Source organism: Dactylosporangium sp. NPDC006015 (genome assembly GCF_040614215.1).
GTDB lineage: Bacteria > Actinomycetota > Actinomycetes > Mycobacteriales > Micromonosporaceae > Dactylosporangium > Dactylosporangium maewongense.
The window spans coordinates 64,053-89,982 of the sequence record NZ_JBEXUD010000018.1 but is presented as its reverse complement, the minus strand read 5'-3'; the positions used below and the strand labels follow the sequence as shown (position 1 = coordinate 89,982).

At 73.7% G+C, this 25,930-nt stretch carries 21 protein-coding genes; 7 read left to right on the top strand and 14 right to left on the bottom strand.

All coding sequences use genetic code 11. The annotated features are described in order from the left end of the window. Nucleotides 1-84: 84 nt before the first annotated feature. Nucleotides 85-1,047: a hypothetical protein gene (locus ABZ321_RS29575; RefSeq protein WP_354897216.1), complete on the top strand. Its 963-nt coding sequence runs from the start codon at nucleotides 85-87 to the stop codon at nucleotides 1,045-1,047. A 159-nt stretch (nucleotides 1,048-1,206) separates the two neighbouring features. Here the strand turns inward: ABZ321_RS29575 and ABZ321_RS29570 are convergent, their stop codons facing one another. The 3 genes from ABZ321_RS29570 to ABZ321_RS29560 form a co-directional block, all read right to left on the bottom strand. Next, a complete protein-coding gene (locus ABZ321_RS29570; RefSeq protein WP_354897213.1) occupies nucleotides 1,207-2,913 on the bottom strand; it encodes an ABC transporter ATP-binding protein in 1,707 nt (568 codons plus the stop codon). Then, on the bottom strand, nucleotides 2,910-4,493 hold the full coding sequence (locus ABZ321_RS29565; RefSeq protein ID WP_354897447.1) for an ABC transporter ATP-binding protein: 1,584 nt from the start codon (nucleotides 4,491-4,493) through the stop codon (nucleotides 2,910-2,912). Before ABZ321_RS29565 ends, ABZ321_RS29570 begins: the two co-directional genes overlap by 4 nt. Nucleotides 4,494-4,769: 276 nt before the next feature. Continuing rightward, entirely contained in the window at nucleotides 4,770-5,192 is a 423-nt protein-coding gene (locus ABZ321_RS29560) for a DUF6086 family protein (RefSeq protein WP_354897210.1), read from the bottom strand. Between the two features lie 484 nt (nucleotides 5,193-5,676). Here ABZ321_RS29560 and ABZ321_RS29555 point away from each other — a divergent pair, with 484 nt between their 5' ends. Beyond that, nucleotides 5,677-6,246 (top strand): dihydrofolate reductase family protein, encoded by a 570-nt coding sequence (locus ABZ321_RS29555; protein WP_354897207.1) that lies wholly within the window; start codon nucleotides 5,677-5,679, stop codon nucleotides 6,244-6,246. A gap of 81 nt (nucleotides 6,247-6,327) precedes the next feature. On the opposite strand, the gene ABZ321_RS29550 is transcribed toward ABZ321_RS29555, so the two are convergent. From ABZ321_RS29550 to ABZ321_RS29540, 3 genes are all read right to left on the bottom strand, one after another. Then, nucleotides 6,328-7,029, bottom strand: a complete 702-nt coding sequence (locus ABZ321_RS29550) for an EAL domain-containing protein (RefSeq protein ID WP_354897204.1) — start codon at nucleotides 7,027-7,029, stop codon at nucleotides 6,328-6,330. Nucleotides 7,030-7,201: 172 nt separating this feature from the next. Further along, nucleotides 7,202-7,930: a DUF1963 domain-containing protein gene (locus ABZ321_RS29545; RefSeq protein WP_354897201.1), complete on the bottom strand. Its 729-nt coding sequence runs from the start codon at nucleotides 7,928-7,930 to the stop codon at nucleotides 7,202-7,204. Next, a complete protein-coding gene (locus ABZ321_RS29540) occupies nucleotides 7,927-11,610 on the bottom strand; it encodes a hypothetical protein (RefSeq protein ID WP_354897199.1) in 3,684 nt (1,227 codons plus the stop codon). Before ABZ321_RS29540 ends, ABZ321_RS29545 begins: the two co-directional genes overlap by 4 nt. Nucleotides 11,611-11,774: 164 nt before the next feature. On the opposite strand from ABZ321_RS29540, the gene ABZ321_RS29535 reads away from it, so the two are divergent. Beyond that, complete coding sequence (locus ABZ321_RS29535) at nucleotides 11,775-12,110, top strand: hypothetical protein (protein ID WP_344505166.1); 336 nt, start codon at nucleotides 11,775-11,777, stop codon at nucleotides 12,108-12,110. Nucleotides 12,111-12,448: 338 nt separating this feature from the next. Here ABZ321_RS29535 and ABZ321_RS29530 read toward each other — a convergent pair whose 3' ends face one another. Beyond that, complete coding sequence (locus tag ABZ321_RS29530; protein WP_354897196.1) at nucleotides 12,449-13,168, bottom strand: lysozyme; 720 nt, start codon at nucleotides 13,166-13,168, stop codon at nucleotides 12,449-12,451. Between the two features lie 211 nt (nucleotides 13,169-13,379). On the opposite strand from ABZ321_RS29530, the gene ABZ321_RS29525 reads away from it, so the two are divergent. After that, entirely contained in the window at nucleotides 13,380-14,033 is a 654-nt protein-coding gene (locus ABZ321_RS29525) for a peptidoglycan recognition family protein (protein WP_344505168.1), read from the top strand. A 100-nt stretch (nucleotides 14,034-14,133) separates the two neighbouring features. On the opposite strand, the gene ABZ321_RS29520 is transcribed toward ABZ321_RS29525, so the two are convergent. Both ABZ321_RS29520 and ABZ321_RS29515 read right to left on the bottom strand, forming a co-directional pair. Next, nucleotides 14,134-14,982, bottom strand: coding sequence for an ABC transporter permease (locus ABZ321_RS29520; RefSeq protein WP_354897193.1), 849 nt, complete (start codon nucleotides 14,980-14,982; stop codon nucleotides 14,134-14,136). After that, on the bottom strand, nucleotides 14,979-15,899 hold the full coding sequence (locus ABZ321_RS29515; RefSeq protein ID WP_344505170.1) for an ATP-binding cassette domain-containing protein: 921 nt from the start codon (nucleotides 15,897-15,899) through the stop codon (nucleotides 14,979-14,981). Before ABZ321_RS29515 ends, ABZ321_RS29520 begins: the two co-directional genes overlap by 4 nt. A 122-nt stretch (nucleotides 15,900-16,021) precedes the next feature. Here ABZ321_RS29515 and ABZ321_RS29510 point away from each other — a divergent pair, with 122 nt between their 5' ends. Both ABZ321_RS29510 and ABZ321_RS29505 read left to right on the top strand, forming a co-directional pair. Then, entirely contained in the window at nucleotides 16,022-17,182 is a 1,161-nt protein-coding gene (locus tag ABZ321_RS29510; protein ID WP_344505171.1) for a sensor histidine kinase, read from the top strand. Next, a complete protein-coding gene (locus ABZ321_RS29505; protein WP_344505172.1) occupies nucleotides 17,179-17,856 on the top strand; it encodes a response regulator transcription factor in 678 nt (225 codons plus the stop codon). Before ABZ321_RS29510 ends, ABZ321_RS29505 begins: the two co-directional genes overlap by 4 nt. Before the next feature lie 49 nt (nucleotides 17,857-17,905). Here the strand turns inward: ABZ321_RS29505 and ABZ321_RS29500 are convergent, their stop codons facing one another. The 5 genes from ABZ321_RS29500 to ABZ321_RS29480 form a co-directional block, all read right to left on the bottom strand. Continuing rightward, nucleotides 17,906-18,934: a C-terminal binding protein gene (locus ABZ321_RS29500; RefSeq protein ID WP_344505173.1), complete on the bottom strand. Its 1,029-nt coding sequence runs from the start codon at nucleotides 18,932-18,934 to the stop codon at nucleotides 17,906-17,908. Beyond that, nucleotides 18,921-20,660 (bottom strand): IlvD/Edd family dehydratase, encoded by a 1,740-nt coding sequence (locus ABZ321_RS29495; protein WP_354897188.1) that lies wholly within the window; start codon nucleotides 20,658-20,660, stop codon nucleotides 18,921-18,923. Before ABZ321_RS29495 ends, ABZ321_RS29500 begins: the two co-directional genes overlap by 14 nt. Nucleotides 20,661-20,662: 2 nt before the next feature. Then, nucleotides 20,663-22,003 carry a glucose-6-phosphate dehydrogenase gene (locus tag ABZ321_RS29490; RefSeq protein ID WP_354897185.1) on the bottom strand — a complete coding sequence of 447 codons (1,341 nt, stop codon included), beginning with the start codon at nucleotides 22,001-22,003 and terminating at the stop codon, nucleotides 20,663-20,665. Next, nucleotides 22,003-23,832, bottom strand: coding sequence for a glycoside hydrolase family 15 protein (locus tag ABZ321_RS29485; RefSeq protein ID WP_354897182.1), 1,830 nt, complete (start codon nucleotides 23,830-23,832; stop codon nucleotides 22,003-22,005). Before ABZ321_RS29485 ends, ABZ321_RS29490 begins: the two co-directional genes overlap by 1 nt. A gap of 63 nt (nucleotides 23,833-23,895) precedes the next feature. Next, complete coding sequence (locus ABZ321_RS29480) at nucleotides 23,896-25,095, bottom strand: FAD-dependent monooxygenase (protein ID WP_354897179.1); 1,200 nt, start codon at nucleotides 25,093-25,095, stop codon at nucleotides 23,896-23,898. A gap of 67 nt (nucleotides 25,096-25,162) precedes the next feature. Between ABZ321_RS29480 and ABZ321_RS29475 the strand changes: the two genes are divergently transcribed. Next, the gene (locus ABZ321_RS29475; protein WP_344505178.1) at nucleotides 25,163-25,864 is read left to right on the top strand and encodes a TetR/AcrR family transcriptional regulator; all 702 of its coding nucleotides are present in this window, start codon (nucleotides 25,163-25,165) and stop codon (nucleotides 25,862-25,864) included. Nucleotides 25,865-25,930: the final 66 nt, after the last annotated feature.

Genomic DNA, 25,930 nt, shown 5'->3' with positions numbered 1-25,930 from the left:
CGGGCCGGAGCGCAGCGGAGGGCTGCGAATCATGGGCGCAGTCTTTCGGTCAGGCCGGCGCCGGAGCGCAGCGGAGGTGACGGCATGACCTGGGTCTCGGACTTGAAAGCGCTTGAGGACGACTGCCGGCGGGCGCCGAGCGCGCACAACACGCAGCCGTGGGTCCTGCGGTACGGCGACGACTCGGTCGACGTGCACTGGGACCCTTCGCGGGCGCTGCCGGACTCGGACCCGACGCGGCGGGACCTGTTCCTCTCCCTCGGCGCGTTCGTCGAGACCTGCCTGATCGTCGCGGCGGACGCGGGCCTGCCGGTGCGGGCGTCGGTGTCCGTCGACCGCGCCTCGCTACGGGCCGCCCGTCTGGTGCCGGATTCCGCCGTGTACGAGACGCCCTTCACCCTCGCGTCGGTGCGGCAGCGCGGCTGCGCGCGGGGCGGGTATGCGCCCGGAACCCTGGACACCGCGACGCTCGCCGCGCTGGCCGGGCTCGGCGCCGACCTGCGGCAGCTGCCCAGCCGTTCGCTCGTCAAGCCGCTCGCGGCGGCGGACCGGTGGATGTTCGGCACCCCCGCCGTCGTCGCCGAGCTGCGGGAGTGGATGCGCCTGTCGCCGAAGCATCCGCGGTACCGGCTCGACGGCCTCACGGACCGCGCGATGGCAATGTCCCGCGTCGAGGCGTCCGGGCTGGCCGCGATGATCGGGCCGCGCGCCTACCGGGTCACCCGCCGGCTCGGCGGCCCAGCGCTGCTGGCCGCCGCGTCGAAGGGTCTGCTGCGGTACGACGGCAGCGTCCTCGTCCTCGTCGGCAGCGCCGTCACCCCGGAGGAGGTGATCGAGCACGGGCGCGCCCTCGTGCGGGTGTGGCTGGCACTGTCGGAGCGCGGCCTCGCCGTCCACCCGCTGAGCCAGCTCCTGGACTGCACGGCCACCGGCACCCGGCTCGCCGAGCGCCTCGGCCTGGCGCCCGACGAGGCACCCCTCGCCGTGTTCCGCACCGGCCGGCCGCTCCAGCCGCCGGTCCGCTCGGCCCGTATCCCGTCGGCGTAGAACGCTGAGCCGGCTCGCTGGGTGCCGCGGCGATCCGGATCAGGGTCTGCTGGCCGGCCGCGACGAACCGGCGGTCCGCGTCGTCGCTGACGGTCATGCCGCCCAACATCAGACGCCGTCGTGCCTCACACGCCGTCGTGCCTCACACGCTGGCGTGCCTCACACGCCGTCGTGCCAGGAGTGCCAGAGGGCGGCGTACGGGCCGCCGGCGGCGACGAGCTCGTCGTGGGTGCCGAGCTCGATGATCCGGCCGTCCTCCATCACCGCGACCCGGTCGGCGTCGTGCGCCGTCTGCAGACGGTGCGCGATCGCGATGACGGTCCGCTCGTGCAGCACCGCGGCGAGGGCCCGCTCCGCCGTCCGGGCGGCCGTCGGATCCAGCAGCGCGGTGGCCTCGTCAAGGATCACGGTGTGCGGGTCCGACAGCACCACCCGCGCCAGCGCGACCTGCTGGGCCTGGGCGCCGTCCAGCGGGTGCAGCGCCAGGTCGCGGTCGAGGTCGTCGGCCCAGTCGGCGCCGACGGTCTTCAGCGCCTCGTGAAGCTCCTCGTCGGGGGCGGCCACGATGAGGTTGTCGCGCAGCGACTCGCGGAACACGTGGTGCTCCTGCGTCACGAGCACGACCTGCCGGCGCAGCTCGTCCGGTGGCAGGTCGGCGATCGGGACGCCGCCGACGGTGACGGTGCCGGCGGTGGGGCGGTCCACGCCCGCGACGAGCATGCCCAGCGTCGACTTCCCGGCGCCGGACAGGCCCACGATCGCGAGCCGTTCACCGGGGCGGATGGTGAGGTCGACGCCGTGCAGGACGTCGTGTCCGGGCTCGTACGCGTACCGCACGCCGCGCACCTCGATCCGGTCGTCGCGGGGCGCCTCCGTCGCGGCCGGGGCCGCCGCCGGGATCGCGGCGAGGCCTTCGACGCGGGCGAACGACGCGCTGCTGCTCTGCAGCTGCTCGATCCAGATGAGGATGCTGTCCAGCGGGCCGACGAGCTGCCGCAGGTAGAGGACGGCGGCGACGACCGTGCCGAGGCTGACCCGGCCCCCGATCGACAGCATGCCGCCGACCAGCAGCACGAGGACCACCGGCACCGCATACGACGTCTCCACGAGCGGGAAGAACACCGTGCGCAGCCCGAGCGTCGCCAGGCGGGTGCGGTGGGTCTCGGCGATCGCGGCGTGCCCGGCGGCGAGGCGGCGCTCCCGCAGCGCGAACGCCTCGATCGTGCGGGCACCGGCCGTGGTGGCGCTCAGCTCGTCGGCGAGCACCGAGTTGGCCGCCCCTTCCGCGAGGTACGCGGTGCGGGCCCGGCGCAGGTACCACCTCGTGACGAACCAGATCCCCGACAGCCCGAGCACGCCGACCACACCGAGCAGCGGGTTGATCACCAGCAGCGCCGAGCAGATGAACACGATCTGCACGGCGCCGACCGTCATGCCCGGCAGCACGTCGCGCAGCGTCGACGCGACCGCGTCGATGTCGGTGGTGCCCCGCGCGGCGAGGTCACCGGCCGGCACCCGCTCGACGACGGCCGCCGGCAGGGCGAGAGCGCGCCGGAGGAAGTCCTCCCGGATGCGAAACGCCGTACGCTCGCCGAACCGGTACGCGATCGCGAGCGCGAACCGGGTGAGCAGCAGCTGCGCGACGGCACACGCCAGCACCGCGAGCGCGAGCCGGTCGACGGCGCCGCCCTTGCCGGTCACCGTGTCGACGATCCGGCCGAGCAGCCATGGCGCGCCGAGCCCGGCGACCGCCGCCAGGGAGTTGAGCACGAGGATCGCGACGACGGACGGCTTGTCGGCCGCGATCAGCCGCAGCGCCGCCCGCCCGACCACCCGCTGGCCGGCGATCGGCAGGGTCGTCGTCATGCGTCGTCGCCGAACGCGCGGGTCACCAGGGCCCGGTAGCCCGGTTGGGCGGCGAGGAGCGCGCGGTGCGTACCGGATGCGGCGACCCTGCCGTCGACGAGGTAGTGCACCACGTCGGCGTGGTCCAGCAGCACCGGCGACGTGGTGGCCACGACGGTGCCACGCCCGGCCCGCGCGGCCGTGAACCGCTCCGCGATCGCCGCCTCGGTGTGCGCGTCGACCGCGGACGTCGGCTCGACGACCAGCAGCAGCTCCGGGTCGGCGTGGACGGCGCGGGCGAGCCGCACCCGCTGCCGCTGCCCGCCGGACAGGTTCCGCCCGCCCCACTCGACCCTGCGGTCCAGCTCGGCGGCGACGTCGTGCGCGACCGCGGTCCGGATCGCCGCGCTGACCAGGTCGTCGTCGGGCTCGTCGCGGCCGGCGACCACCTCCCGCAGCGGCCCCGCGAACAGGTCCGCGTCGTGCTCGGCGACCAGGATCCGGGCCCGCACCTCGGCCTGCGCGATCTCGGCGAGCCGCCGGTCCCCCCAGGTGACGTCGGTCGGCCCGTACCGCCCGAGCCGGTCGATCACCGCCGCCGACTCCTCGGGTCGCGCCCCGGCCAGCGCGGTCAGCCGGTCCGGCTCCACGACCACCCCGGACTCCGGGTCCCGCAGCGTGGCCGGCCCGTCCGGCGCGGCCTTCCCGCCCGGGTCGTCGACGGGCAGCTTCAGGAAGTCCACCACCCGCCGCGCCGCGACGAGCCCCCGCGTCGCATCGAACGCACAGAAGATCATCACATCGACGGGAATCACGAGCATGGCGGTGTACCCGTAGACCGCGACCAACTCACCGGCCGTGAGCTCCCCCGCCGCGGCCTGCCGCGCGGCGAGCCACACGACGAGCCCGAGGAACACCACCGGCAGCCCGCCGCCGAGCGCCCCGATCCAGCTGGACGGGCCGCCGACCCGGTAGCCCTGGTCCCGCAGCAGCGCGGACCCGACCTGGTAGCGCCCGTGGTAGACGTCCTTGCCGCCGAGGCCGTTGAGGATCCGCAGCCCGCCCAGCACGTCGACCAGCCGCGCGTTGAGCTCACCCTGCCGGTCCCGGTACCGCAGCCCGGCCCGCTGCGTGCGCCGCAGCAACGGCCCGACGAGCAGCACGAGCACCGGCACCCCGGCGAGCACCACCACGGCAAGCGTCCCCGACGTCCGGGCCAGCAGCACCGCCACCACCGTGTACGCCAGCGTCGACGCCACCCCGACCCCACCGACGTTCATCGCCCGCCCGATCGTCCACACGTCGGAGATGCCGATCGTGACGACCTCCCCCGCCGTGACCCCGCGCGGCAACGCCGCCCCCAGTCGCGTCGCATGCGTCATGATCAGATCCGCCGTCCGCAGCGCCGCCGTCATCCGCAACTTCGTCATGCTCCGGTGCCGCATGATCCCCAGCCCCGCGCTCGCCACCCCCACCACCAGCACCGCCCCGGCCCACCCCGCCAGCGCCACCGGCCGCCGCGACTGCAACCCCCTGTCGATCGCCTGCGAGATCAGGAACGGCATGAACGCCAGCCCCATGAACCACAGCGACCCGAACATCGCCCCGAGCGCGACCCTGCCCCTGATCTGCCACCCGAGCCGGACCAGAAACCCCGCGGACCCCCCGACCTCCATCCCTCCCATGCTGCCCCATGCACCCCGTACGCCGCCCGCCCGAGACGTTCGCGGTCAGCGATATCCCACCCACCGCCCGACCACCGTGGACGCCCGGCGCTCCCGGCGGGACTCCCTGCTGCCGCCGTGGCACCGTCTCAGCGCGGCATCGTCGCAGCGCGGCATCGTCGCAGCGCGGCATCGTCGCAGCGCGGCACCGTCTCAGCGCGGCATCGCCTGCTCGTGATGCTCGGCGAGCGTCAAGAGGCGCTGCCGCTCCCCGCCCGGGTCGAACGCGTCGCGGTTGAGTGATATGTCCCGGTTGTCCCGCGCGACCGGCCGCGCGAGCGCCGGCACGTCACGGCCGCTTCGCCGCACCATCACGAGTGCGGCCGGCAGGTAGCCCTCCAGCATCGCGGTGAGGATGGGATGGTTCGTCGCCAGGTACCGTGCGGTCAACGCGTCCACGAACGCCGCGAACGCGTCTGGGTCGACCTCATACTCATCCCGTCCCAAGTCCGGTCCGACGCCCGAAGGGCACCCGGCGACCGGCACCATCGCCTCGGTCATGCGCGCGAACAGCTTCGCGACCGTGCTGGCCGGATTCCACAGCACGAGATCGCCGACCTGGAAGTACTGACTCACCAAACCAAGATCCCAGGCCTGACACGAGTCACGGAAACGAATTCCGCCTGCGGAGACACCGCTGCCCCGACCGCCCCCGGCGGCATCGACGCACCGACCAAGAATCAACGCCCACCCAGAACCGGGTCCACCGTCTCGGGGGCGAACGGCACGTCGAAGTACGCGTCGACGGTGTGTGGCTCTGGGAGCCTACAACTACGGTGATCAGGTCAGGTTGCTCTATCGAGAGCCGCGACGCGTCCCAGCCAGGGCGCCGGCGGTCGGCGATGTGATGGAGCCGCTTCGTCCGCGCGTTCTGGGACAGCCGCCGGCTGACCGCGGCTTGAGCAGATCGCCGAATCGGTCGCGCGCTCGGTCTGCGGTCTGGTTCGCACCACGACGGCGTTGAGGAGGTGGGATCGGGCACCGATGAGAAATGGCGCCGGCAGCCGTCTGAGTACGGACCGGTGAAAACGCGCTGCGCGGATCAAGGGAGAGCAACGAGATGAGACCACTTCGATACTCGATCAACGTCACACTCGACGGCTGCTGTCATCACGAGGCAGGGATCGCCCCGGACGAGGAGTCGATGCGCTACTGGACCGCCGAGATGGCACGAGCCGATGCCCTGCTGTTCGGCCGGGTGACCTACGAGATGATGGAGTCGGCGTGGCGGCAGCCGGCCACGGGCACCTGGCCTGACTGGATGGGCGAGTGGCAGATCCCGTTCGCCGAGACCATCGACCAGGCGAAGAAGTACGTCGTGTCGAGCACGCTGAACGGGGCCGACTGGAACGCCGAGCTGGTGCGAGGCGACCTGGGGCAAGCGGTCCAGCGGCTCAAGCAGGAGCCAGGCGAAGGCCTGTTCGTGGGTGGCGTGACACTCCCCCTGGCGTTGGCAGACCTGGGACTGATCGACGAGTACGTGTTCGTTGTACAGCCTGTCCTCGCCGGACACGGACCGACATTGCTCACCGGCCTGCGCGAACGCATCCAGCTCGAGCTCGTGGATCGCCATGAGTTCCGGTCGGGGGTGGTCGCCCTGCGATACCAGCCCGCGCGAGCAACGGCCTGACGTGACTCGTCCTGACACGTTGGCCGCTGCCTCTCAGGATTCGCTGATCGCGCAACGGCGAGCACTCGTCGCCGAGGAGGGTCAGGACGGGGAGACGAGGTCGCGCTGGGTGGACAGGAGCTGGGTCATCTCGGCGGCGGGCATGGGGCGGGCCAGGTGGTAGCCCTGGCCCAGCGAGTAGCCCAGCTCGATGAGGCGGTCCGCCTGCGCGGCGTTCTCGATGCCCTCGGCGACGGTGTCCAGGCCGAGGGCCAGGGAGAGCTGCACGACCGCGCGGGCGACGGCCTGCCTGGCGTCGGCTTCCGGGGAGCCGGGAGGGTCGAGCTCGATCCAGCGGGGTGCCGGCGGGTGCGGTGGCGACGCCGTGGCCGCGGTCATCACCGGGGCCAGGCCGAAGTGGAACAGGACGGTGCCGCAGCCGAGGAAGGCGATCGCGCGGTCCAGCCATTGCCGCCAGCGTTCGCCGGCGCTGGCGATGCCGAGCGGGACCCGCACCATCGCCCACATCGCGGTGAGGAAGCCGGCGCCGGCGAGGGCTGCCGCCGGCAGCGGCATCGGCGGCAGGATCGACGTGTCGCGGAACCCGGCGACGGCGAGGACCGTGTACCCGGCGCCGACGAGGCCGAACGCGACCAGCATCAGCCGCCAGAACCGGACGGCCGGCGGGGTGAGCGGGGCGCGGCGCAGCAGGTCGAGCACCGCCGCGGCGGCGCCGGCCGCGGCGAGGGGCAGCGGCAGGTAGGACACGGTGGCCGGGCCGATGCCGGTGACCGTCCACAGCACGTACCAGAGCGCGCCCCGCGGCCGTGACGCCGAAGGTGGCGGCGACGTGGCGCAGCGGGGCGCGATGGTCGGCGGTCACGCCGGGCACGATCGGCGGTCCGGCCGGCACCTGAATGCGCGCACCCGACTTGCGCCGCGACGGCAACCCCGGCGATGCGAGGCCGGCGAGCGGTCAGGCGACCTCGTAGGTCATCCGGACCCGGTCGAGCCGGCCTTGCCGCAGGTCGTCGTCGGGGACCACGAACGCCAGCCGGACCAGCTCGCCCCACGCGGTGCCTTCCTCGCCCTCCAGCTGGAGCAGCGGCCTGGTGCCGGGCCGCGGCGGGTGGTAGCCGTCGCCGAGCCGGCCCAGGACCTGGTGCGGGGTGTGTTCCGGTGCGAGCGCCCGGAGCACGTCGATGAGCGCCGGGCCCGTCGCGTGCAGCAGGGTGCGCAGCGCCGGGTCGTCGAGCTCCGGCACGGACCGGACCGGCCACGCGCCGAGCGGCTGCGCCGGGACGACCTCCGCGTGTTCTGGCGCCTGCTGTACCGGCGCGGCGTCGGGCACGTGGAGCACCCTGCCGGCGTCGGGCTCGTCGCGCCAGACCGCGGCGAAGAACAGCAGCAGGCCGTCACGGGGCAGCGTCCACTCCGCGCCCAGCAGGCCGGCGAGGGCGTCGCAGCGCAGCTGGGCGAGGAGGGTGAGCGGCTCGCCGCCGACGGCCGGCCAGTCGACGCCGGGCGGAAGGCGCGGCAGTCCGCCGTAGCTGCCGGCGTACCGGCCGCCGTCGGCGATCTCGTCGTCCTCGTGCTCCCAGTCCTCGAGCACCGCCAGCTCCAGCGCGGGCCGTGCGAGGGCCAGGACCGCCGCGACGATCGACGGATCCAGCTCGGCGTCCCGGCCTGCCCTCCGAGTGCTCACCGGCCGCAGGTCGGGCGGAACGGGGCCGACGGCAGGTGCGAGGCCCACTCCTGCCGGGTCAGCGCGCGGCCGGCGCAGATGCGGTCCCGCGCGGCGACGACGTCGAACGACCAGCTGACGATCCGGCCGTCCTCGGCGCCGGAGACGAGCGCGCCGGCCGCGGTGAACGCGAGCCCGCGGACCCGTGCGGTGTGGCCGGTCAGGGTGGCGACGGACCGCCGGCCGGCGACGTCCCACACGATGACGGAGTGGTCGTCGCCCGCGGACGCGAGCCGGCGGCCGTCCCGGTCGAAGGCGAGCACCTGCACCGGCGCGGTGTGTCCACTGAGGACGGCGAGCTCCCGGCCGGTCGCGGTGTCCCACAGCTTGACGGTCCGGGTGTCGCCCGCCGTCGCGAGCAGGCCGCCGTCGGGGCTGACGGCGATGTCCTGCACCGCGCTCTGCCCGGTGTTGACCCGGCTCAGCAGGCGTCCGGTCGCGGTGTCCCACGTGTTGACGTAGCCGCCGGCGCTCGCGCCGACCAGGCGGCGGCCGTCGGGGGTGAACACCAGCGACGTGACGATCCGCGGGTCGAGCGACGCGGTGCGGTCGACCGGCGCGCCGACGTCGCGCACGTCCCACATCGAGGGGCCGAGGGTCGCCGCGGCGAGGAACCCGCCGGTGGGGTCGAAGGCGAGGTCGGTGGTGACCCCCGACCCGTTGGTGCGCAGCGGCGCCGTCACGGGTTTGCCCAGCCGGACGTCCCAGATGGTGACGGTGTTGGTTCGGGTGACGGCGGCGAGGATCTGTCCGCCCGGGTGGAACGCGACGGCCTGGACCTCGTCGCCGTGTCCACTCAGGACGGTCGACGCCTTCCCGGCGGTGTCCCACAGCCGGACCGTCCCGTCGCTGCCGGCGGACGCGACGGTGGTGCCGTCGGGGCTGACCTTGACGTCGTGCACCCGGGCGGTGAACGCGCCGAACGGCCGGGCGGCGAGGTCGTGCACCACGATCGTGCCGTTGAAGCCGGCGGAGGCCAGGTAGGTGCCGTCCCGGCTCAGCACGACGGTGACCGTCTCGGTGCGGCCGCGGTCCTGCAGCGTCTCGAGGGGTTCGCGGCGACGCAGGTCCCAGACGGTGATGGCGCCGTTCTCGTCGGCGACGGCGAGCCGGCCGCCGGCCGGTGCGGAGATGGCCCACGAGTATCCGCCGTTGCCCGGCAGCGCCGGCAGGGCCGTGGCCCGCCCGCCGGTGACGTCCCACATGGTGACGCCCCGGTCCTCCGAGGAGGCGGCCAGAGTGAACCCCTCCTCGGCGAACGCGACGGAGAACACGTGCTGCGTGGGCAGCTCGGCCACGACCGTGCCCGCGGCGACGTCCCACACCTTGGGTGCCTGACCGCCGGCGGCGGCGAGCAGCGACCCGTCGTGGCTGAAGGTCACCGACGCCACGGCGTGCCCCAGTCCGGTGAGTACGGTGGTGCCGCCGGTACCGACGTGGAACAGCGCGATGGTTGCGCCCTTGGCTACGGCGACGGTCATGCCGTCGGGGCTGAACGCCATCGCCGAGCCGAGGCCGTCGGCGTCGAAGCGGTGCAGCTGCCGCCGGGTGGCGGTGTCCCAGACGATGACGGAGCCCTTGGCGCCGTCGATCCCGACCGACGCGAGGCGGGTGCCGTCGCCGCTGAACGCGACGCTCGCCGCCCGCCCCGTGTGCCCGGTCAGCGTGCCGGTGCGGGTGCCGCGGACGGGGTCCCACAGGCCGATCGCGCCGTCGCCGGCGGCGGAGGCGAGCAGCGTGCGGCCGGGGTCGAAGGCGACGGCGTAGATCGACGGCCCGCCGACGTTGAGCTCGCGCCGGCGCGGTGCCACGGCGGCGCTGAGCACGGCGCCGCGGGACTCGGTGGTCGAGTGCAGGCGCTCCGCCTCGACCGCGAGCAGCCCGGCGAGCTCGGGGTCGGTGGCCAGCAGCGACCGGGAGCGCAGGGACACCTCCTCGGCCAGCGTCGCCACCTGCTGCCGGCGCGCGTCCTGGCGCTGCCGGGTGGCGACGGCGCCGCCGAGCACGGCGAGCACCAGGAGCACGGCCATGCCGGCGACGAGCCGCTTGAGCCGGCGCGCCTGCCGCCGGACCCCGGCCTGCTCGGCCTCGGCCAGGTCGTTGCTCTCCTTAAGGAACGCCGACTCCAGCTGGTTGAGCCCGGTCAGGCCCTGCGCGGCGGCGAGCTGCGCCCCCCGGTACAGGGCGCCGCTGTCACGGTGCAGCGTCCGCCACGTGTGGGCAGCGTCGGTGAGCCGCCGGTGCGCGACGAGCGCGGCGCGGTCGTCGGTGAGCCAGCGGTGCAGCCGCGGCCAGGCCCGGATCAGGGCCTCGTGCCCGACCTCGACGGTGCCGTCGCCGAGGACGACCAGGCGGGCGTCGGTGAGCTCGTGCAGGACCACGGCGGTGACGCCCGGGTCGGCGACGCCGTCGAGCTCGGCTCGGGCGATCGGCCGGCGGGTGTCCTCGGTGCCGTCGCCGAGGGCGGTGAGCCGCTGGAAGATCCGGCGGGTCGCCGCCTGCTCGGCCGGGTCGAGGCCGGCGTGGACCCGCTCCGCGGTCTGTGCGATCGCGCCGCGGACCCCGCCCCCGGCGTGGTACGCGGCGAGGGTGAGGGTGGCGCCGTCGCGGCGCTGCCAGGTCTCCAGCAGCGCGTGCGAGACGAGCGGCAGCGCGCCGGGCTCGTCGGCCGCGTCCGCGAGGACCGTGGTGACCAGGTCCGGCTCGACGCTCAGCCCGGCCAGCGCGGCCGGCCGGGTGATGATCTCCCGCAGCTCGCCGCCGGTCACCGGCCCGACGAGCAGCTGCGCCTCGTCGCGCAGCGCGTCGACGAGGTCCGCGTGCCGGCTCAGGTGCGCGAGGAAGTCCGCGCGCACGCCCAGCACGACCGTGGTGCGGCGGTCCTCGCCGCGGGCGGCGTCCAGCAGCGCGGCGATGAACGTGCGGCGCTCGTCCGGGTCGGCGCACAGCGTGAACACCTCCTCGAACTGGTCGACGACGAGCAGTGCCCGGGTGTCCGGCGGCGCGGCCGCGAGCGCGCCGCGCACGGCGACATCCAGGGCGGCCCGGTCGCTGCCGAGCTCCTCCCGGACGCGGTGCCGGTCGGCGCCGGACAACTTCGTGACCAGGTCGGACAACGCGTCGAGGGGGTGTTCGGTCGGGGTCATCAGCATCGTGCGCCACGTCTTCGGCAGGGTGCCGATCAGGCCGGCCCGCAGCAGGGAGGACTTGCCGCTGCCGGACGCCCCGAACACGCCGACGACCGGCAGCCGGTCGATCTTCGCCCGGAGCCGGTCGATAAGCTCGGCCCGGCCGAAGAACCACTCGGCCTGCTCCGGCTGGAAGGCGGCGAGGCCCCGGTACGGGCAGTGCTCCTCGACCTGCGCGGTCCGCGCCGGCCGGTCCGCCGCGGCGGCCTCCCAGCGGGCGTTCCACTCGGTGGGGTCGCCGCCGCACGCCTCGGCGTAGGCGACGGTGACCTCCCGCGACGGCAGCCGGTCGCCCTTCGCCGCCTCGGCGAGCGTGCTGGCCGAGTAGTGGGCCCGGCGGGCCAGGGTCCGGTAGCTCGGGCTGCCGGCCTGCTCGCGCAGCTGCCGCAGCTGCCACGCGAGTCGCTGCACCGGACCGGCCTGAGGATCCACCGGCTTCTCGGGTCGGCCCACCATTGCACCTCCGCGATCTGGGGTCAGCACGATACCGCGGGTTGTCCGGCGTTGTTTGTCCGGCGCCCGGTGCACTGTCGGTCAATTCCCGCACCGTCCATGGTGGACGAGGCAAGGCAATCCGCCGACCAGGGCATTGCCGTCCACCGGGAAGGAAGGTGTCGATGATTCGACGGATCGCAGGGGCGTGCGTCGCGGTGGCCGCGGCCGCCGCGCTCACGGTGGCAGGGGGTGCCACCGCGCACGCCGATCAGGGCTGGATCGGTGAGTGTCATCCGCAGCAATACGGGGGCTGGTGTGATGGCAACGGACCGGACTGGCAGTACCGCGGCTTCGTGAAGTGCGCCGCCCAGTCCAGCGGCAGCAAGCCGTACTACGGCCAGTTCCGCTGGGCCGGCGACACCCGGGGCTCCTACGCGCGCTGCACGCTGGGCACGTCGTACAAGTCCGGCGGTGTCGAGGTCTATTACAAGGGTGTCCTGAAGGCGACCCATCCGTGAGGAGGACCGTTCCGTTGTAACGGCGCCCGGCATGCCGGCGAACGCCGGGCCGTCACCACAGGGACGGCACGGGCGTCCGCCCCGGCTGAGGCATTACTCCCCCTCCAGGCCGGTCCCCGCCCGCAGGTCCCGCGGGCGGGGACCGGTCGCGCCGTCCACGCCGGCCGCACCGTCCGCGGACCCGCTGGACGGGACGTCGGTGCGCGTCCTCGGGCTGATGCGGGCCTGCGCCGAGCCCCGCTGCGGCGAGGGGATCCCTCTGCCGCTGTGACGCGGTGGCTCGGCGCAGGTGCGGTGCTGTCAGGCGCCGGCGTTCGTGCCGTGCGCGGGCGCTGGGCTCAGCAGGGGCCGTTGCAGGCCAGGACCTTGAGCCGGTCGAGGGCGCCGTTCCACTGGTTCGAGTCGCCGGCGAACGGGCCGGTGCTCGAGTACTGCCAGAACGACCACGTCGGCGCGCCGGCGGGCAGGGTGCCGGGGCTGCTGCTGTACCGGGCGAGCCACAGCGGCGAGTTGGCCCAGAAGCCGCTGTAGTTGCCGGTGCAGGTGACCCACCAGTCGGTCGTCGTGTAGATGGTCGCCCAGCGGCCGGTCCTGGTGTGGTACTGGTTGAGGAACGCGCGGATCCAGCTCACCATGCTCGCCTGCGACAGCCCGTAACACGTTGCGCCGTAAGGGTTGTACTCGATGTCCAGCGCGCCGGGCAGCGTCTTGCCGTCCTTGGACCAGCCCCCGCCGTGCGCGACGAAGTAGTCGGCCTGCGCGGCCCCGCCGCCGCCGTTCGGGATCGCGAAGTGGTAGGCGCCCCGGATCATGCCGATGTTGTACGAGCCGTTGTACTGCTGGGCGAAGTACGGGTTCGTGTAGTAGGTGCCCTCGGTCGCCTTGACGTACGCGAACCGCGAGCCGGCGTTCCACTGCGCCGCCCAGTTGACGTTGCCCTGATGGCCCGAGACGTCCTGGCCGTAGGTGACGGTGGCGGCAGAGGCCGGGCTGCCGGTGAGGACCGTGGTGACGAGGGCGGCCGCCAGGGACAGTGCCGCCAGGGCTCTCTTGGACACGATGCGCCTCCTTGCTCCGGGGGGTGGCAGATAGCTTCGCCGATTAGCTCACGGTGGTGGGAAACTTTCAATAGGCATCCATCTAAATTTGTCGTGACAGACTTCGATGGACACAGCGCGCTGAGCAGGTGTAATGTGCCGCGGTGCAGGAAGTTTACGAACTTCAATGGATCCGGTAAGTTAGCACCGACGTTCCCGGGAGGCTCGCGCCATGGCCCGTCTCACCCGTCGCGACGCCCTGCGCGGCGCCGTCCTCCTCGGCGGCGCCGCGGCGCTGCTGACCGTCGCCGACCCTTCCGCCGGCGCGGCGCTGGCCGCACCCGACCAGCCGTCGATCGACAGCTGCGGGGCCTGGGGAGCCCGCCCACCGGCCGGCCCGCTCACCATCGTCCAGCACCGCCCGAACAAGATCATCGTGCACCACACGGCGCTGGCCAACTCGACCGACACGTCCCGCGCGCACGCCTTCGCCGCCTCCCGCGAGATCCAGGACCTGCACATGGACGGCAACGGCTGGATCGACAGCGGCCAGCACTTCACCAACAGCCGCGGCGGCTGGCTCACCGAGGGCCGCCACGGCAGCCTGTACGCGCTGCTGCACAGCCAGACCATGGTCCAGGGCGCCCACTGCGTCGGCCAGAACGACCAGGCCATCGGCATCGAGAACGAGGGCACCTACCTCACCGAACAGCCCCCGGCCGCGCTGTGGTCGAGCCTGATCGCCTTCTGCGCGTTCACCTGCCACCAGTACGGCATCCCCGCCACCGAGATCTACGGCCACAAGGACTTCAACAACACCCAGTGCCCAGGCCTGCTCCACGCCCGCCTCCCGGAGCTCCGCTCCGCCGTGGCCGCCCGCCTCTGACCCCTGATTGCGCCTGGTGCCGCATCACGGGGTGGCACCAGGTCCGGCCCCGGTTCTTCGCCGGCTTCCACCGGTGCGTCCCCGCACTCGCCGGCCGGCGTCAGACGTCCCGGCGGTGCACGACGGCCAGCCCGATCAGCAGCGCGATGAGCGGCCAGGCGGCGAACACGGCCCACGCCTCGGCCAGGCTTGGCGGGTACAGGCCCCATGGGTGCGGGTTGATATCCGTCAGCCGGTCGTAGGCCACGAGTGGCATGGTGTTTCGTGCTTCCCGGCTCCACCGATGTTCCGGGCTGAAGAACAGGGGCAGGAACAGCAGGACCCCGGTGGTGGTGACGATGGTGCTGGCGGGGTGGCGCAGCAGTGCGGCGATGCCCATGCCGACCAGCGCGCAGACCGGCAGCAGCAGCGCGCAGCCTGTGATCGCCCGGGGTACGCCGGGATGGCGGATCGACAGCCCGGCGCGGTGGTCGGCCAGGATGGCCTGGCTGGCGAGGAACGCCGAGACCGCGATGAACGCGCCGACGGCGGACATGACGCCGGCCAGGACGCAAGCTTTGGCCGCGAGCAGGGAACGCCGGGCGGGCACCGCGGCGAATGTGGTGCGGATGAGGCCGCTGCCGTATTCGCTGACCAGGGTCACCGCCCCGATCGCGCCGGCGGCCAGCATGGCTACCAGGTACGAGTTGTGGACGAACGCGTCGCGCAGCGGGTAGAACGCGGCCCGTTCCTCGGGACTCCACCGGCCCCAGTTGTCCCGGTCGTACATCGCTTGCTGCACGGCCGAGCCGACGATCAGCACCGCGATCAGCGCCAGGCCGCCGGCCGTGGAGCGCAGTGACCAGAATTTGATCCACTCCGCGGCGAGCAGGTCGGCGAAGCGGGCGCGCGGTTCCGTCTCCGCCGGCCGGGCGGTGGGCGAGGCCGTCCGGGTGCGCTCGGCGGTCATCGCTCCTCCCCGGCCTGGTACTCCACGCTGTCGGCGGTGAGCCGCATGAACGCCTCCTCCAATGATGACGTGCGGGTGTACAGCTCGTGCACGGCGATGCCCCGGGCGGCGGCGAGCTCGCCGATTCGCTCCGCGGCCAGGCCGGTCACCGTTAGGGTGCCGGTGCCGTCGGTGTCGACCGCGCCGCCGGCCCCCGCCAGCGCCGCCCCGAGCGCGGCCGGGGCGGACGTACGTACGGTGACGCTAGGGTTGGCGCTGCGGGCGGCGAAGTCAGCCAAGCGCTCTTCGGCGATCAGGCGTCCCCGGCCGATGACGACCAGCCGGTCGGCGGTGTGCTCCATTTCGCTCATCAGGTGACTGGAGACGAACACGGTCCGCCCCTGCGCGGCGAGCCGGCCGAACAGCTCCCGCACCCAGCGCACCCCTTCAGGGTCCAGGCCGTTGAACGGCTCGTCGAACAGCAGCACGGGCGGGTCGCCGAGCAGCGCGGCCGCGATGCCGAGCCGCTGCTTCATGCCCAGGGAGTACCCGCCGACCCGGCGCCGGGCCGCAGCGCTCAAGCCGACCTCGGCGAGCACCTCGGCCACCCGGCGGCGGGGAATGCGGTTGCTGACGGCGAGCGCGGTGAGGTGCGCGGTGGCGCTGCGTCCGCCGTGCACGTCGCCGGCGTCGAGCAGCGCGCCGACGTGGCGTAGCCCTCGCGCGTGGTCCCGGAAGCGGACCCGGTTCACGGTGACGGTCCCGCCGCTCGGCTCGTGCAGGCCGAGGATCAGCCGGAGCGTGGTGGATTTGCCGGCGCCGTTGGGGCCGAGGAAGCCGGTGACGTGGCCGGGCCCGATGGTACAGGTGAGGTCGTCGACCGCGGTGGTGCGGCCGTACCGCTTGGTGAGGTGGCGTAGTTCGATCACGCTGTTCACCGTGCCGGGTGATCCTGCTCCGGGCATCGGGCCGCGGCACACAACGGCCGGCGCAGGGGTAGCCCGTGGGCGTACGCCCGCAGGCCGATGCCGGGCGCCGCCGCCTCGCATAGCATCGCCGCATGCCCGACCCCGGATCGCCGACGCGCCCGCCCGCCTCGCTCGCCTGGACGGTGCTGGCCTGGTGCGGCGCGGCGGCGTACCCGGTCGTGCTGCTGACCATGGTGCCGGAGTACCGGGGGACGCTGCTGCCGATGCTGGCACTGCTGCTGCCGACCGGCTTGCTGCGGCGGTACCCGTTACCGGTGCTGGCGCTGATGCTGGCCGGTTCGTGGCTGGTCACGGTGACCGCGCATGTATGGGGGGTCGCATACAGTCAGGTCCTCGCGGTGGACGTGGCGCTGGCGGTGACGGCGGCGGCCCGGCCGCGACGGGTGTCGCTGGCCGCGGCCGCGATGGTCGTCGCCGTTCAGGTCGCCGCGGTGAGCTTCTACGCCACCGGTGACCAGCTCTACCGCAGCACCGTGGCGATCGTCGCGCTGACCGGGGTGGCCGCGTGGGCGATCGGCAACTCGGCGCGGCAGCGCCGCGAGCACGCGGCCGCGATCGCGGCGCAGGCGACCGAGCGGGCGGTGACAGCTGAGCGGTTGCACATCGCCCGCGAACTGCACGACATGGTCGCGCACAGCGTCGGGATCATCGCCATCCAGGCCGGCATGGGTGCCCGGGTCATCGATACCCGGCCGGACGAGGCCCGCCTGGCGCTTCGCACGATCGAGGCGACCAGCCGGGAGACCCTCGCCGGGCTGCGCCGCACGCTCGTGTCGCTGCGCCGCCCGGCTGGCGGGGCCGGTCCGGACGCCACGGGGGACGTGCCGCCTCGGGACCCGGCGCCGGGTCTGGCGGACCTCGACCGGCTCGCGGAGTCCACTGCGGATGCCGGGGTGCGGGTGGAGCTCTCCCGGCGCGGCGAGCAGCGGTTGCTGCCACCGGAGATCGAACTGTCGGCGTACCGGATCGTGCAGGAAGCGCTGACGAACGTGGTACGCCACGCCGGCGCCGCCCGTTGCCGGGTGACCGTGGACTATGGCGAGCGGGACCTGGCGGTCGAGGTGGCCGACGACGGCCCGGGACACGGCGACGCGGTGGCGGCCCCGGGCTTCGGGCTCGCCGGCTTGCGGGAGCGGGCCGCGATGCTCGGTGGAGAGCTCAGCGCGGGTCCGTGCCCGGGCGGAGGCTTCCGGGTATTCGCTCGGCTCCCGACGCCGGCGGGTGTCGCGTGAACGCGCCGGGCGGCGCCGTACACGTAAGGGTCGTGCTCGCCGACGACCAGCCGCTGATCCGCGCGGGCCTGCGGGTGCTCATCGACGACACGCCCGGCATGGCGGTGGTGGGCGAGGCGTCGGACGGCGCGGAGGCGGTGGGACTGGTTCGTCAGTTCCGGCCGGACGTGGTGCTCATGGACATCCGAATGCCGGGCATGGACGGCATCGATGCCACCCGGAGGATCACCGCGGCCGGCGGGGCGACCCGGGTGCTGGTGCTGACCACGTTCGACGATGACGAGTACGTCTATGGCGCGTTGCGGGCCGGGGCGAGCGGTTTCCTGGTCAAGGACATGGCACTGGAGGAGATCCTCGGGGCGGTCCGGGTGGTGGCTGCCGGCGACGCGCTGCTCGCGCCGAGCGTCACGCGCCGGCTGATCGCCGAGTTCGCCGGTCGGCCCACACCGGCCCGCCCGCGCCCGGTGCTCACCGGTGTGACCGAGCGGGAGCGGGAGGTGCTGACACTGGTCGGCCGCGGCCTGTCCAACGGCGAGATCGCCGCCGAGCTGGTGGTCAGCGTCGCCACCGCGAAGGCGCACGTGGCGCGTTTGCTGACCAAGCTCGGTGCCCGGGACCGATTGCAGCTGGTGATCGCCGCGTACGACGCCGGGCTGGTCGCGCCCCAGCGCTGAGATCCCGGGTCCGGTTCTCCACGCAGTCTCACCGCCGCCGGAGCCGGGTTCACAGTTCGTTGGGGCCCAGGGTGTTGACCGGAGAGTGCGGGGGCCGGCCGGTCAGAACGCGGACGGCCTCCTCGGTGGCGAGGGTGCGGACGGCGCGCATGGACTGTTCGGAGTAGTAGGCGGCGTGCGGGGTGACGATGGCGTTCGGCAGGTGCAGGAGGGGGTTGTCCGGTTGCCAGTCGCGCTGCTTGGCCGGCTCCTCCTCCAGGTCGTCGAGGGCGGCCGCGGCGATGGTGTGGTTGGTGAGGGCGTGGGCCAGGGCCGTGTCGGAAACGATGGGGCCGCGGGCGGTGTTGACGAGGACGGCGGTCGGCTTCATGCGGGCGAGGGTCGCCTCGTCGAAGAGGTGGTGGGTGTGGGGGGTCAGCGGGGCCTGGATGACGAGGTAGTCGGAGTCGGCGACGAGCTCGTCGAATGCGACCGGGCGGACCCCGGCGGCGCGCAGGACCTCGGCTTCCACGAACGGGTCGTGGCTGATGAGCTCGACGCCGAACGGGCGGGCACGGTCGGCGATCAGCTGGGCGATGGCGCCGAAGCCCAGGATGCCGAAGACGCGGCCGCGCAGGCGCCAGATCGGGGCGCCGGACTGCCACTGCCAGGTGCCGGCGCGGGTCGCTTCCGAGTACGAGACGATGTTGCGCACAGCGGACAGCCAGAGGGCGATGGCGTGGTCGGCGACCTCGTCGGCGCACCAGTCGTTGGGGGCGTTGGTGACCTGGATGCCGAGGCGGGTCGCGGCGTCGACGTCCACGATGTCGACGCCGGTGCCGTAGCGGGCGATGACGCGGCAGTTGGGCAGGTGCGCCATGGCGGTCGCGCCGATGTGGGCGTACTGGGTGAGGATGCCGTCGGCGGATCGACCGTAACGGATGACGTCCTCCTCGGTCTTGCACTGGCGCGATTCCAGGCGGAAGCCGGCCGAGGAGGCGATGTCGCGCTCGATCGAGACGTCGCCGAAGTCGGAGTCCGCGATCATGATCGTGCCCGATGCACCCGAGGCGCCGGGGGCGAAGTCAGTGGGAGTCACGGGGCAGTCCTTTCGTGTGCACGATGTCCTGATACTCGACGGCGAAGTCCAGGCAGCTGCCGGTGTCCATCTGGCCGGTGTGTGCCCGAAAGAGCTCCTGCCAGGGCGTCTGGTCGACGCGCGGCGGCGGCACGTAGGCGCTCCACCGCTCTTCGATCTCGTCGTCGGTGAGCTCGGCGTCCAGCCGGCGGGTGGGCATGTCGAGGGTGACCCGGTCGCCGGTGCGCAGGATCGCCAGGTTGCCGCCGATCGCGGCCTCCGGGCTGGCGTTGAGGATCGACGGGGCGTCGGACGTGCCGCTCTGCCGGCCGTCGCCGAGCGTCGCGAGCGCCTGGACGCCCCGCATGATGAGGGCGGCGGGCGGTTGCATGTTCACCACCTCGGCGGAGCCGGGGTAGCCGATCGGCCCGGTGTTGCGCACGACGAGCAGGCAGCCCTCGTCGATGTCCAGCGACGGGTCGTCGATGCGCCGGTGGTAGTCCTCGGGCCCTTCGAAGACGACCGCGCGCCACGTCACCGTGGGTGCGGGCAGGAAGGCCGACGTGGCCACCGACATCTTCATCATCGCCGAGCGGAAGAGGTTGCCGTGCAGCACGAGGAAGCCGCCGCGCGGCGAGAACGCGTCGTCGACCGAGGTGGCGATCACCGACGGGTCCGAGGAGGGGGCGGCGTTCTCGGCGATCGTCCGGCCGTTCACACAGAGAGCGTCGGGGTGCAGGCGCCCGGCGGCGAGCAGGGTGTGGAGCACGGCCGGGATGCCGCCGGCGCGGTGGAAGTCCTCGCCGAGGTACGTCCCGGCCGGGGCGCAGTTGACGAGGACCGGCACGCCGCCGCCGACGGCCTCCCAGTCGTCGTTCGTCAGGGCGACCCCGGCGTGGCGGGCGATCGCGTTGAGGTGGATGGGGCAGTTCGTGGAGCCCGCGATGGCGGCGGTGACGGCGATCGCGTTCTCGAACGCCTCCCGGGTCATGATGGAGCGCGGCGTGACGTCGTCCCTGACGAGGTCCACCGCGCGGCGCCCGGTGTCGTACGCGATCTGTCCCCGCTCCCGGTGGGGTGCCGGGATCGCCGCGCAGCCGGGCAGCGACATGCCGAGCGCCTCGGCGATGCTGTTCATCGACAGGGCGGTGCCCATCGTGTTGCAGTGCCCGACGCTCGGCGCGGAGCACGCCACCCGGTCCATGAACTCGGCGTAGTCGATCTTCCCGGTGGCGAGGAGCCGGCGCGACTGCCAGATGACGAGGCCCGACCCCGCGCGTTCGCCGCCGATGTACCCGTTGAGCATCGGCCCGCCCGAGAGCACGATCGCGGGCAGGTTGACGGTCGCGGCCGCCATGAGGCAGGCCCCGGTCGTCTTGTCGCAGCCGGTGGTGAGCACGACCCCGTCGAGCGGGTACCCGTACAGGACCTCGACCAGACCCAGGTAGGCGAGGTTGCGGTCGAGGGCGGCGGTGGGGCGTTTGCCGGTCTCCTGCAGCGGGTGCACCGGAAACTCCAGGGGGATGCCGCCGGCGTCGCGGATCCCGTCGCGGACCCGGTCGGCCAGCTCGACGTGGTGCCGGTTGCAGGGCACCAGGTCGCTGCCGGTCTGCGCGATGCCGATGACCGGCCGGCCGGACTGGAGCTCGGCGCGGGTGAGGCCGAAGTTCAGGTACCGCTCCAGGTACAGCGCGGTCATGTCGGGGTTGGCGGGGTTGTCCCACCACTGCCGGCTGCGCAGGTCCACGGTCACACCTCCCAGGCGAAGGCCGGGTACTCCGACAGCGGCACGAGGTCCTTGGCCCAGGCCTCCAGCACGGGCGTGACCACCCGCCACGACTGCTCGGCCTCGTCGGCGCGGATCGACAGCGCCGGGTCGCGGTTGAGCACGTCGAGCAGCAGCCGCCCGTACGGCGGCAGGTGCGCGGGCGCGGGCGTGGCGGCGAGGGTCAGCGGGGTGAGCACGTCGCCGCTGGTCGTGGTGCCGGTCAGGTGCAGCGACACCGACTCCGGCTCGAGGCCGAAGCGCAGCACGTTGGGCACCGCCTGGACGTCGCCGGCGAACGGCAGGTGCGGCACCTCCCGGAAGTGGATCGCGACCTCCTGCCGGGCGGTGCGCAGCGCCTTGCCGGTCCGCAGCCGGAAGGTCGTGTCGCGCCACCGCCAGTTGTCGATCTCCAGCCGCAGCTCCGCGAACGTCTCGGTGCGGTGCATCGGGTCGACGCCCGGCTCGTCGACGTAGGCGGGCACTCCCCCGCCGGCGGTGTACCTGGCCCGCCGCGACCGTTCGGCGGCGTCGTGCAGGGTCAGCGGGCGGATCGAGCGCAGGACGTCCATCTTGCGGTCGCGCAGGTCCCGGTCGCCGAGGCTGATCGGCGGCTCCATCGCGACCAGGCACAGCAGCTGCAGCAGGTGGTTCTGCAGCATGTCCTTGAGCGCGCCGACGCCGTCGTAGTAGCCGGCCCGGCCTTCCAGGGCGAGGGACTCGTCCCAGACGATGTCGACGCGTTCGATGTGGGCGCTGCTCCAGAGCGGTTCGAGGACCCGGTTGGCGAGCCGGACCCCGAGCAGGTTGAGGACCGTGCCCATCGCCAGGAAGTGGTCGACGCGGAAGATGCTGCGCTCCGGGTACAGCCGCGACAACAGACGGTTGAGCTCGATGGCGTCGTCGAGGCTCTCGCCGAACGGCTTCTCCAGCACGACGGTGCTGCCGCTCGCGGTCCCGGCCGCGTGCAGCGCCGACACCGTCGCCGCGAAGATGGACGGCGGCAGCGCGAGGTACGCGGCGACCGGCCGGTCGTGCGGGATCACCGGGGCGAGGGCGTGGGCGTCGGTGACGTCGGCCCGGTGGTACCGGGAGGCGGCCACCACCTCGCGCCTGCGGGCCGGCGGGATGTCGGGGGCGTGCCGGTCGAGCTGCTGCGCCGCCCACGCGTGGAAGGCGTCGTCGGTCCAGTCCTCCCGGCCGACGCCGGTGACCCGGAACCCGTCGCCGAGGTGCCCGCCGGAGCGCAGCGCGCCGAGGGCCGGCAGCAGGAACCGGGCGGTCAGGTCCCCGGTCGCGCCGAGGATCACGAGCTCACCAAGCATCACGAGACTCCCGCCATGGCTCGGGACAGGTTGACCCCGCTGGCGATCACGCCGATGTGGCTGAACGCCTGCGGGAAGTTGCCGGCGAACTCGCCGGTCGCCGGGTCGATCTGTTCGGGCAGCAGCCCGAGCGGGCTGGCCCGGTCGCACAGCGACGTGTAGAGCGCGGCGGCCTCCTCCAGGCGGCCCTGGCCGGTGAGGTTGTCGACGAGCCAGAAGCTGCACAGCAGGAACGCGCCCTCGTCGCCGGGGATCCCGTCGGGGGACTCGTCGTGGCGGTACCGGTGCAGCAGCCCGCCGCCGGCGCCGAGCCGTTCTGTGACGGCCCTGGTGGTCGCCACCATCCGCGGGTGGTCGGCCGGGATCACCCGTCGCAGCGGCAGGGCGAGCAGGCTCGCGTCGACCCCGCCGCCATTGCCGAGGTGCTCGGTGATGGTCTGCGCGCGGTCGTCCCACCCGTCCTCGACGATCGCCCGGCGGATCCTGTCGGCGGTCGCCCGCCACCGCGGCGCCGGTCCGGGCAGGTCGAGCCGCTCGGCCATGCCGGCCGCCCGTTCGAGCGCCACCTGGCACATGGCCGCGGAGTACGTGTAGACGTGCCCCTCGTTGCGGACCTCCCAGATGCCCTGGTCGGGCTGCCGCCACGTGCGGGCGGCGGCGTCGGCGAGGCCGGCGAGGCCGTCCCAGAGCCCGGGCTCGACCCTGCCGCCGGCCCGGGACCACTGGTCGGCGCAGTCGAGGATCTCGCCGTAGACGTCGTGCTGGCGCTGGTCGGCGGCGCCGTTGCCCCAGCGGACCGGCGCGGAGTCGCGGTAGCCGCGCAGTCCCGGGTCGACCCGTTCGTCGGGCACGGGCCCGCCGGCCGGCGTGTACATGATCCTCGGCCGACGGCTCTGCTCGAACGCGTCCAGGACCCAGCCGAGGAACGCGTCGGCCTCCCCGCCGAAGCCGATGCGGCGCATCGCGAAGACGGCGAACGCGGCGTCGCGGATCCAGGTGTACCGGTAGTCCCAGTTGCGCACGCCGCCGACCGGCGCCGGCAGCGAGGACGTCGGCGCCGCCACGATCGAGCCGTTGACCCAGTGGTCGCAGAGTTTGAGCGTGACGGCGGCCCGGCGGACCAGCGCCTCCTGCGGCCCGGCGTAGTCGAAGCCGGTCATCCAGCGCCGCCACGCCGCCGCCGTCTGATCGAGGCTCTCGCCTGCGTCGAGGCGGTGGTGGCGGTGGACCCGCCCCCACGACAGCACCAGCTCCATCCGGTCGCCGCCGCGCAAGGTGTACCGGTTGCGCAGCCCGCCGTTGAGCGGGTGGCTGGACCGCAGGTGCAGCCGCACGCCGGGCAGCAGCGCCGCCTGGATCTCCAGCCCGCCGAGCGCGGCCCGGGCGATGGCGCCGCCGTGCGGCTCCAGGTCGACCCGCAGCGCGGCGGTGCCGTCCAGCACCTCGACGAGCCGCACCAGCTCACCCCGGTCGGCGGGGGTGTCGTCGGCGAGGTCCGCCCCGGAGCGCAGGGCGAGGGCGTCGGTCAGCCGCACCAGCCCGGTCGCGGTCCGCAGCTCGGTCACGAGGACGCCGGTGTCTCCCAGGTACCGCTGCCGCGCCTCGACCACACCGTCCGGCGCCACCTCGAAGCGCCCGCCGCCGGTGCGGTCCAGCAGCCCGCAGAACAGCGGCTCCGCGTCGAACCCGGGCACGCACAGCCAGACGACGCCGCCGTCGAGCCCGACGAGCGCGGCGGTCGCGCCGTCCCCGATCAGCCCGAGATCCTCCAGTGCCGGAAATCCGTCCCGCGGGCGCACCGGCCGGAACGCCGGCTCGGCATCCACCATGTCCTGCCTCCAGGGCTGCGTGGGTTCCGGCGCCGCACTACCCGCCCGCGGCGACCCGTAACGTCACGGGTAGGTGGGGAGGGCGGCATCGGTGGCCAGGCGTTTCGTGCCGGCGACCATGGACCGCTGCACCAGTCTGGTGGCGAAGAGCCGGTTGCGCAGGGCGAGCCCCCAGCCGGTGGCGGGTGCCAGGAACCGACCGGGGTTGGCACCCTTCTGCCACCGTCCCGCGTATGCGCGCATGCGCTGCTCGTAGGCGGCGAGCGCGGTCCGGTGCTCGCCCCGGGCGGCGGCGAGCTCACCGGCGAGGACGTGGGCGCCGACGAGGCCCGTCCCCACGCCCATGCCGCCGAGGGTGACACCCCAGGCCGCGTCGCCGAGCAGCGCGATCCGCCCGCGCGTCCAGCTCGGGGCGCTGACCCGGGCGATCGCGTCGAAGTACAGGTCGGGGGCGTCCGGCAGCGCGTCGAGCAGGGCCGGCACGTGCCAGGGCAGGCCGGCGAACACGTGCGCGACGAGCTTCTTCTGCGCGTCCTGGTCGTGCCAGTCGACGTCCCCGCCGCCGTCTGCGTCGCCGGTGCGGAAGACCGCCAGCGCGGTGGCGCGGGAGGGGTCGTGCGGGTCGGCCGAGATGCTCGCCGTCCGGCCGGGCACGGTGAAGTAGCGGCTCGCGCCGGCCGGCGCCCCGAACGTGTTCGGCAGCTCCCATCCGGCGATGTGGTAGCCGAGCCGGTGGACGAAGTCCTGCTCGGGACCGAACGCGAGCCGGCGGACGGCCGAGTGCATGCCGTCGGCCCCGACGACGAGGTCGAAGGTCCGGGGGCCGGCCGCGCGGAACTGGACCCGCACCTCGGATCCGGTGTCGTGCAGACCGGTGACGGTGTCGCCGAACAGGTACTCGACCCGGTCCGCGCCGCGGTCGAACAGGACGCGCGACAGGTCCCGCCGGAACACCTCCAGGTCACCCCCGGCGAACGCGGCGGGCAGCGTGAAGATCTCCCGGTCGTCCTCGCCGACGCAGGTCATGGCGCCGCCGTGGGTCTGGCGTGCGCGCAGCTCGGCCAGGACGCCGAGCCGCTCCAGGACGGCCATGTGGGTCGGGCCGCGGAAGTCGACGGCGAAGCCGCTGCTGCGCAGCCGGGGTGCGACCTCCACGACGGTGACCTGGGCGCCGTGCTCGGCGAGGCGGAGCGCCAGGGCAGGCCCGGCGACCCCGGCACCGCTGACGAGCACACGGAGGGAACGAAGCGCGGTGGTGGACATGGCATTCTCCAAACTGTGTCCGTCGGATACAGAGTATGCTAGACACAGTTTCGAGAGGAAGGCAACCATGCGAGATCTGGTGACGTTGCTGTGGGAGCCGGCGGAGCCGCCGCGGCGGGGGCCGCGGCCGACGCTGACGCTGGCGGCCATCGCCGGTGCGGGGATCGCCGCGGCCGACGCCGACGGGCTGGCGGCGACCACGATGCAGCGCGTCGCCGAGAGCCTGGGCGTGACGAAGATGGCGCTGTACCGGTACGTCCCCGGCAAGACCGAGCTGGTGGCCCTGATGCTCGACACCGCCGTCGGCGCGCCGCCGGACCCGGTGCCGGGCGCGGACTGGCGGGAGACCCTCGACGCCTGGGCGAAGGCGCTGTTCACGCGGTTCCGCGAGCACCCGTGGACGCTGGAGGCCGCCGTGGGCGCGCGCGTGCTCGGCCCCTGCGAGCTGACCTGGCTGGAGCGCGCGGTCGCCGCCCTGACCGGCACCGGGCTGCACGGCGGCGAGATGCTCGACGTGGCGGCCACGCTCAGCGGCCACGTCCGCAACCTGGCCCAGCAGATGTCGGCGGCGTCCGCGCCGGACGGGCTGGAGAGCGAGCTGGGCGGGCCGATGCAGGCCGTGCTCGCCGGGCGCGAGGACCGGTTCCCGGCGGTGACCGCCGCCCTCGCCTCGATCCGGACGACCGGAGGGCAGGATCAGGCGCTCGACTTCGGCCTCGCCCGCATCCTCGACGGCGTCGGCCTGCTCATCGACAGCCGCCGGCACTGAACCGCCGGCCGGCGGAGCCCGCGGCCATCCACAGTGGACGGCCGCCGCCGCGCGGCACCTGCGGGC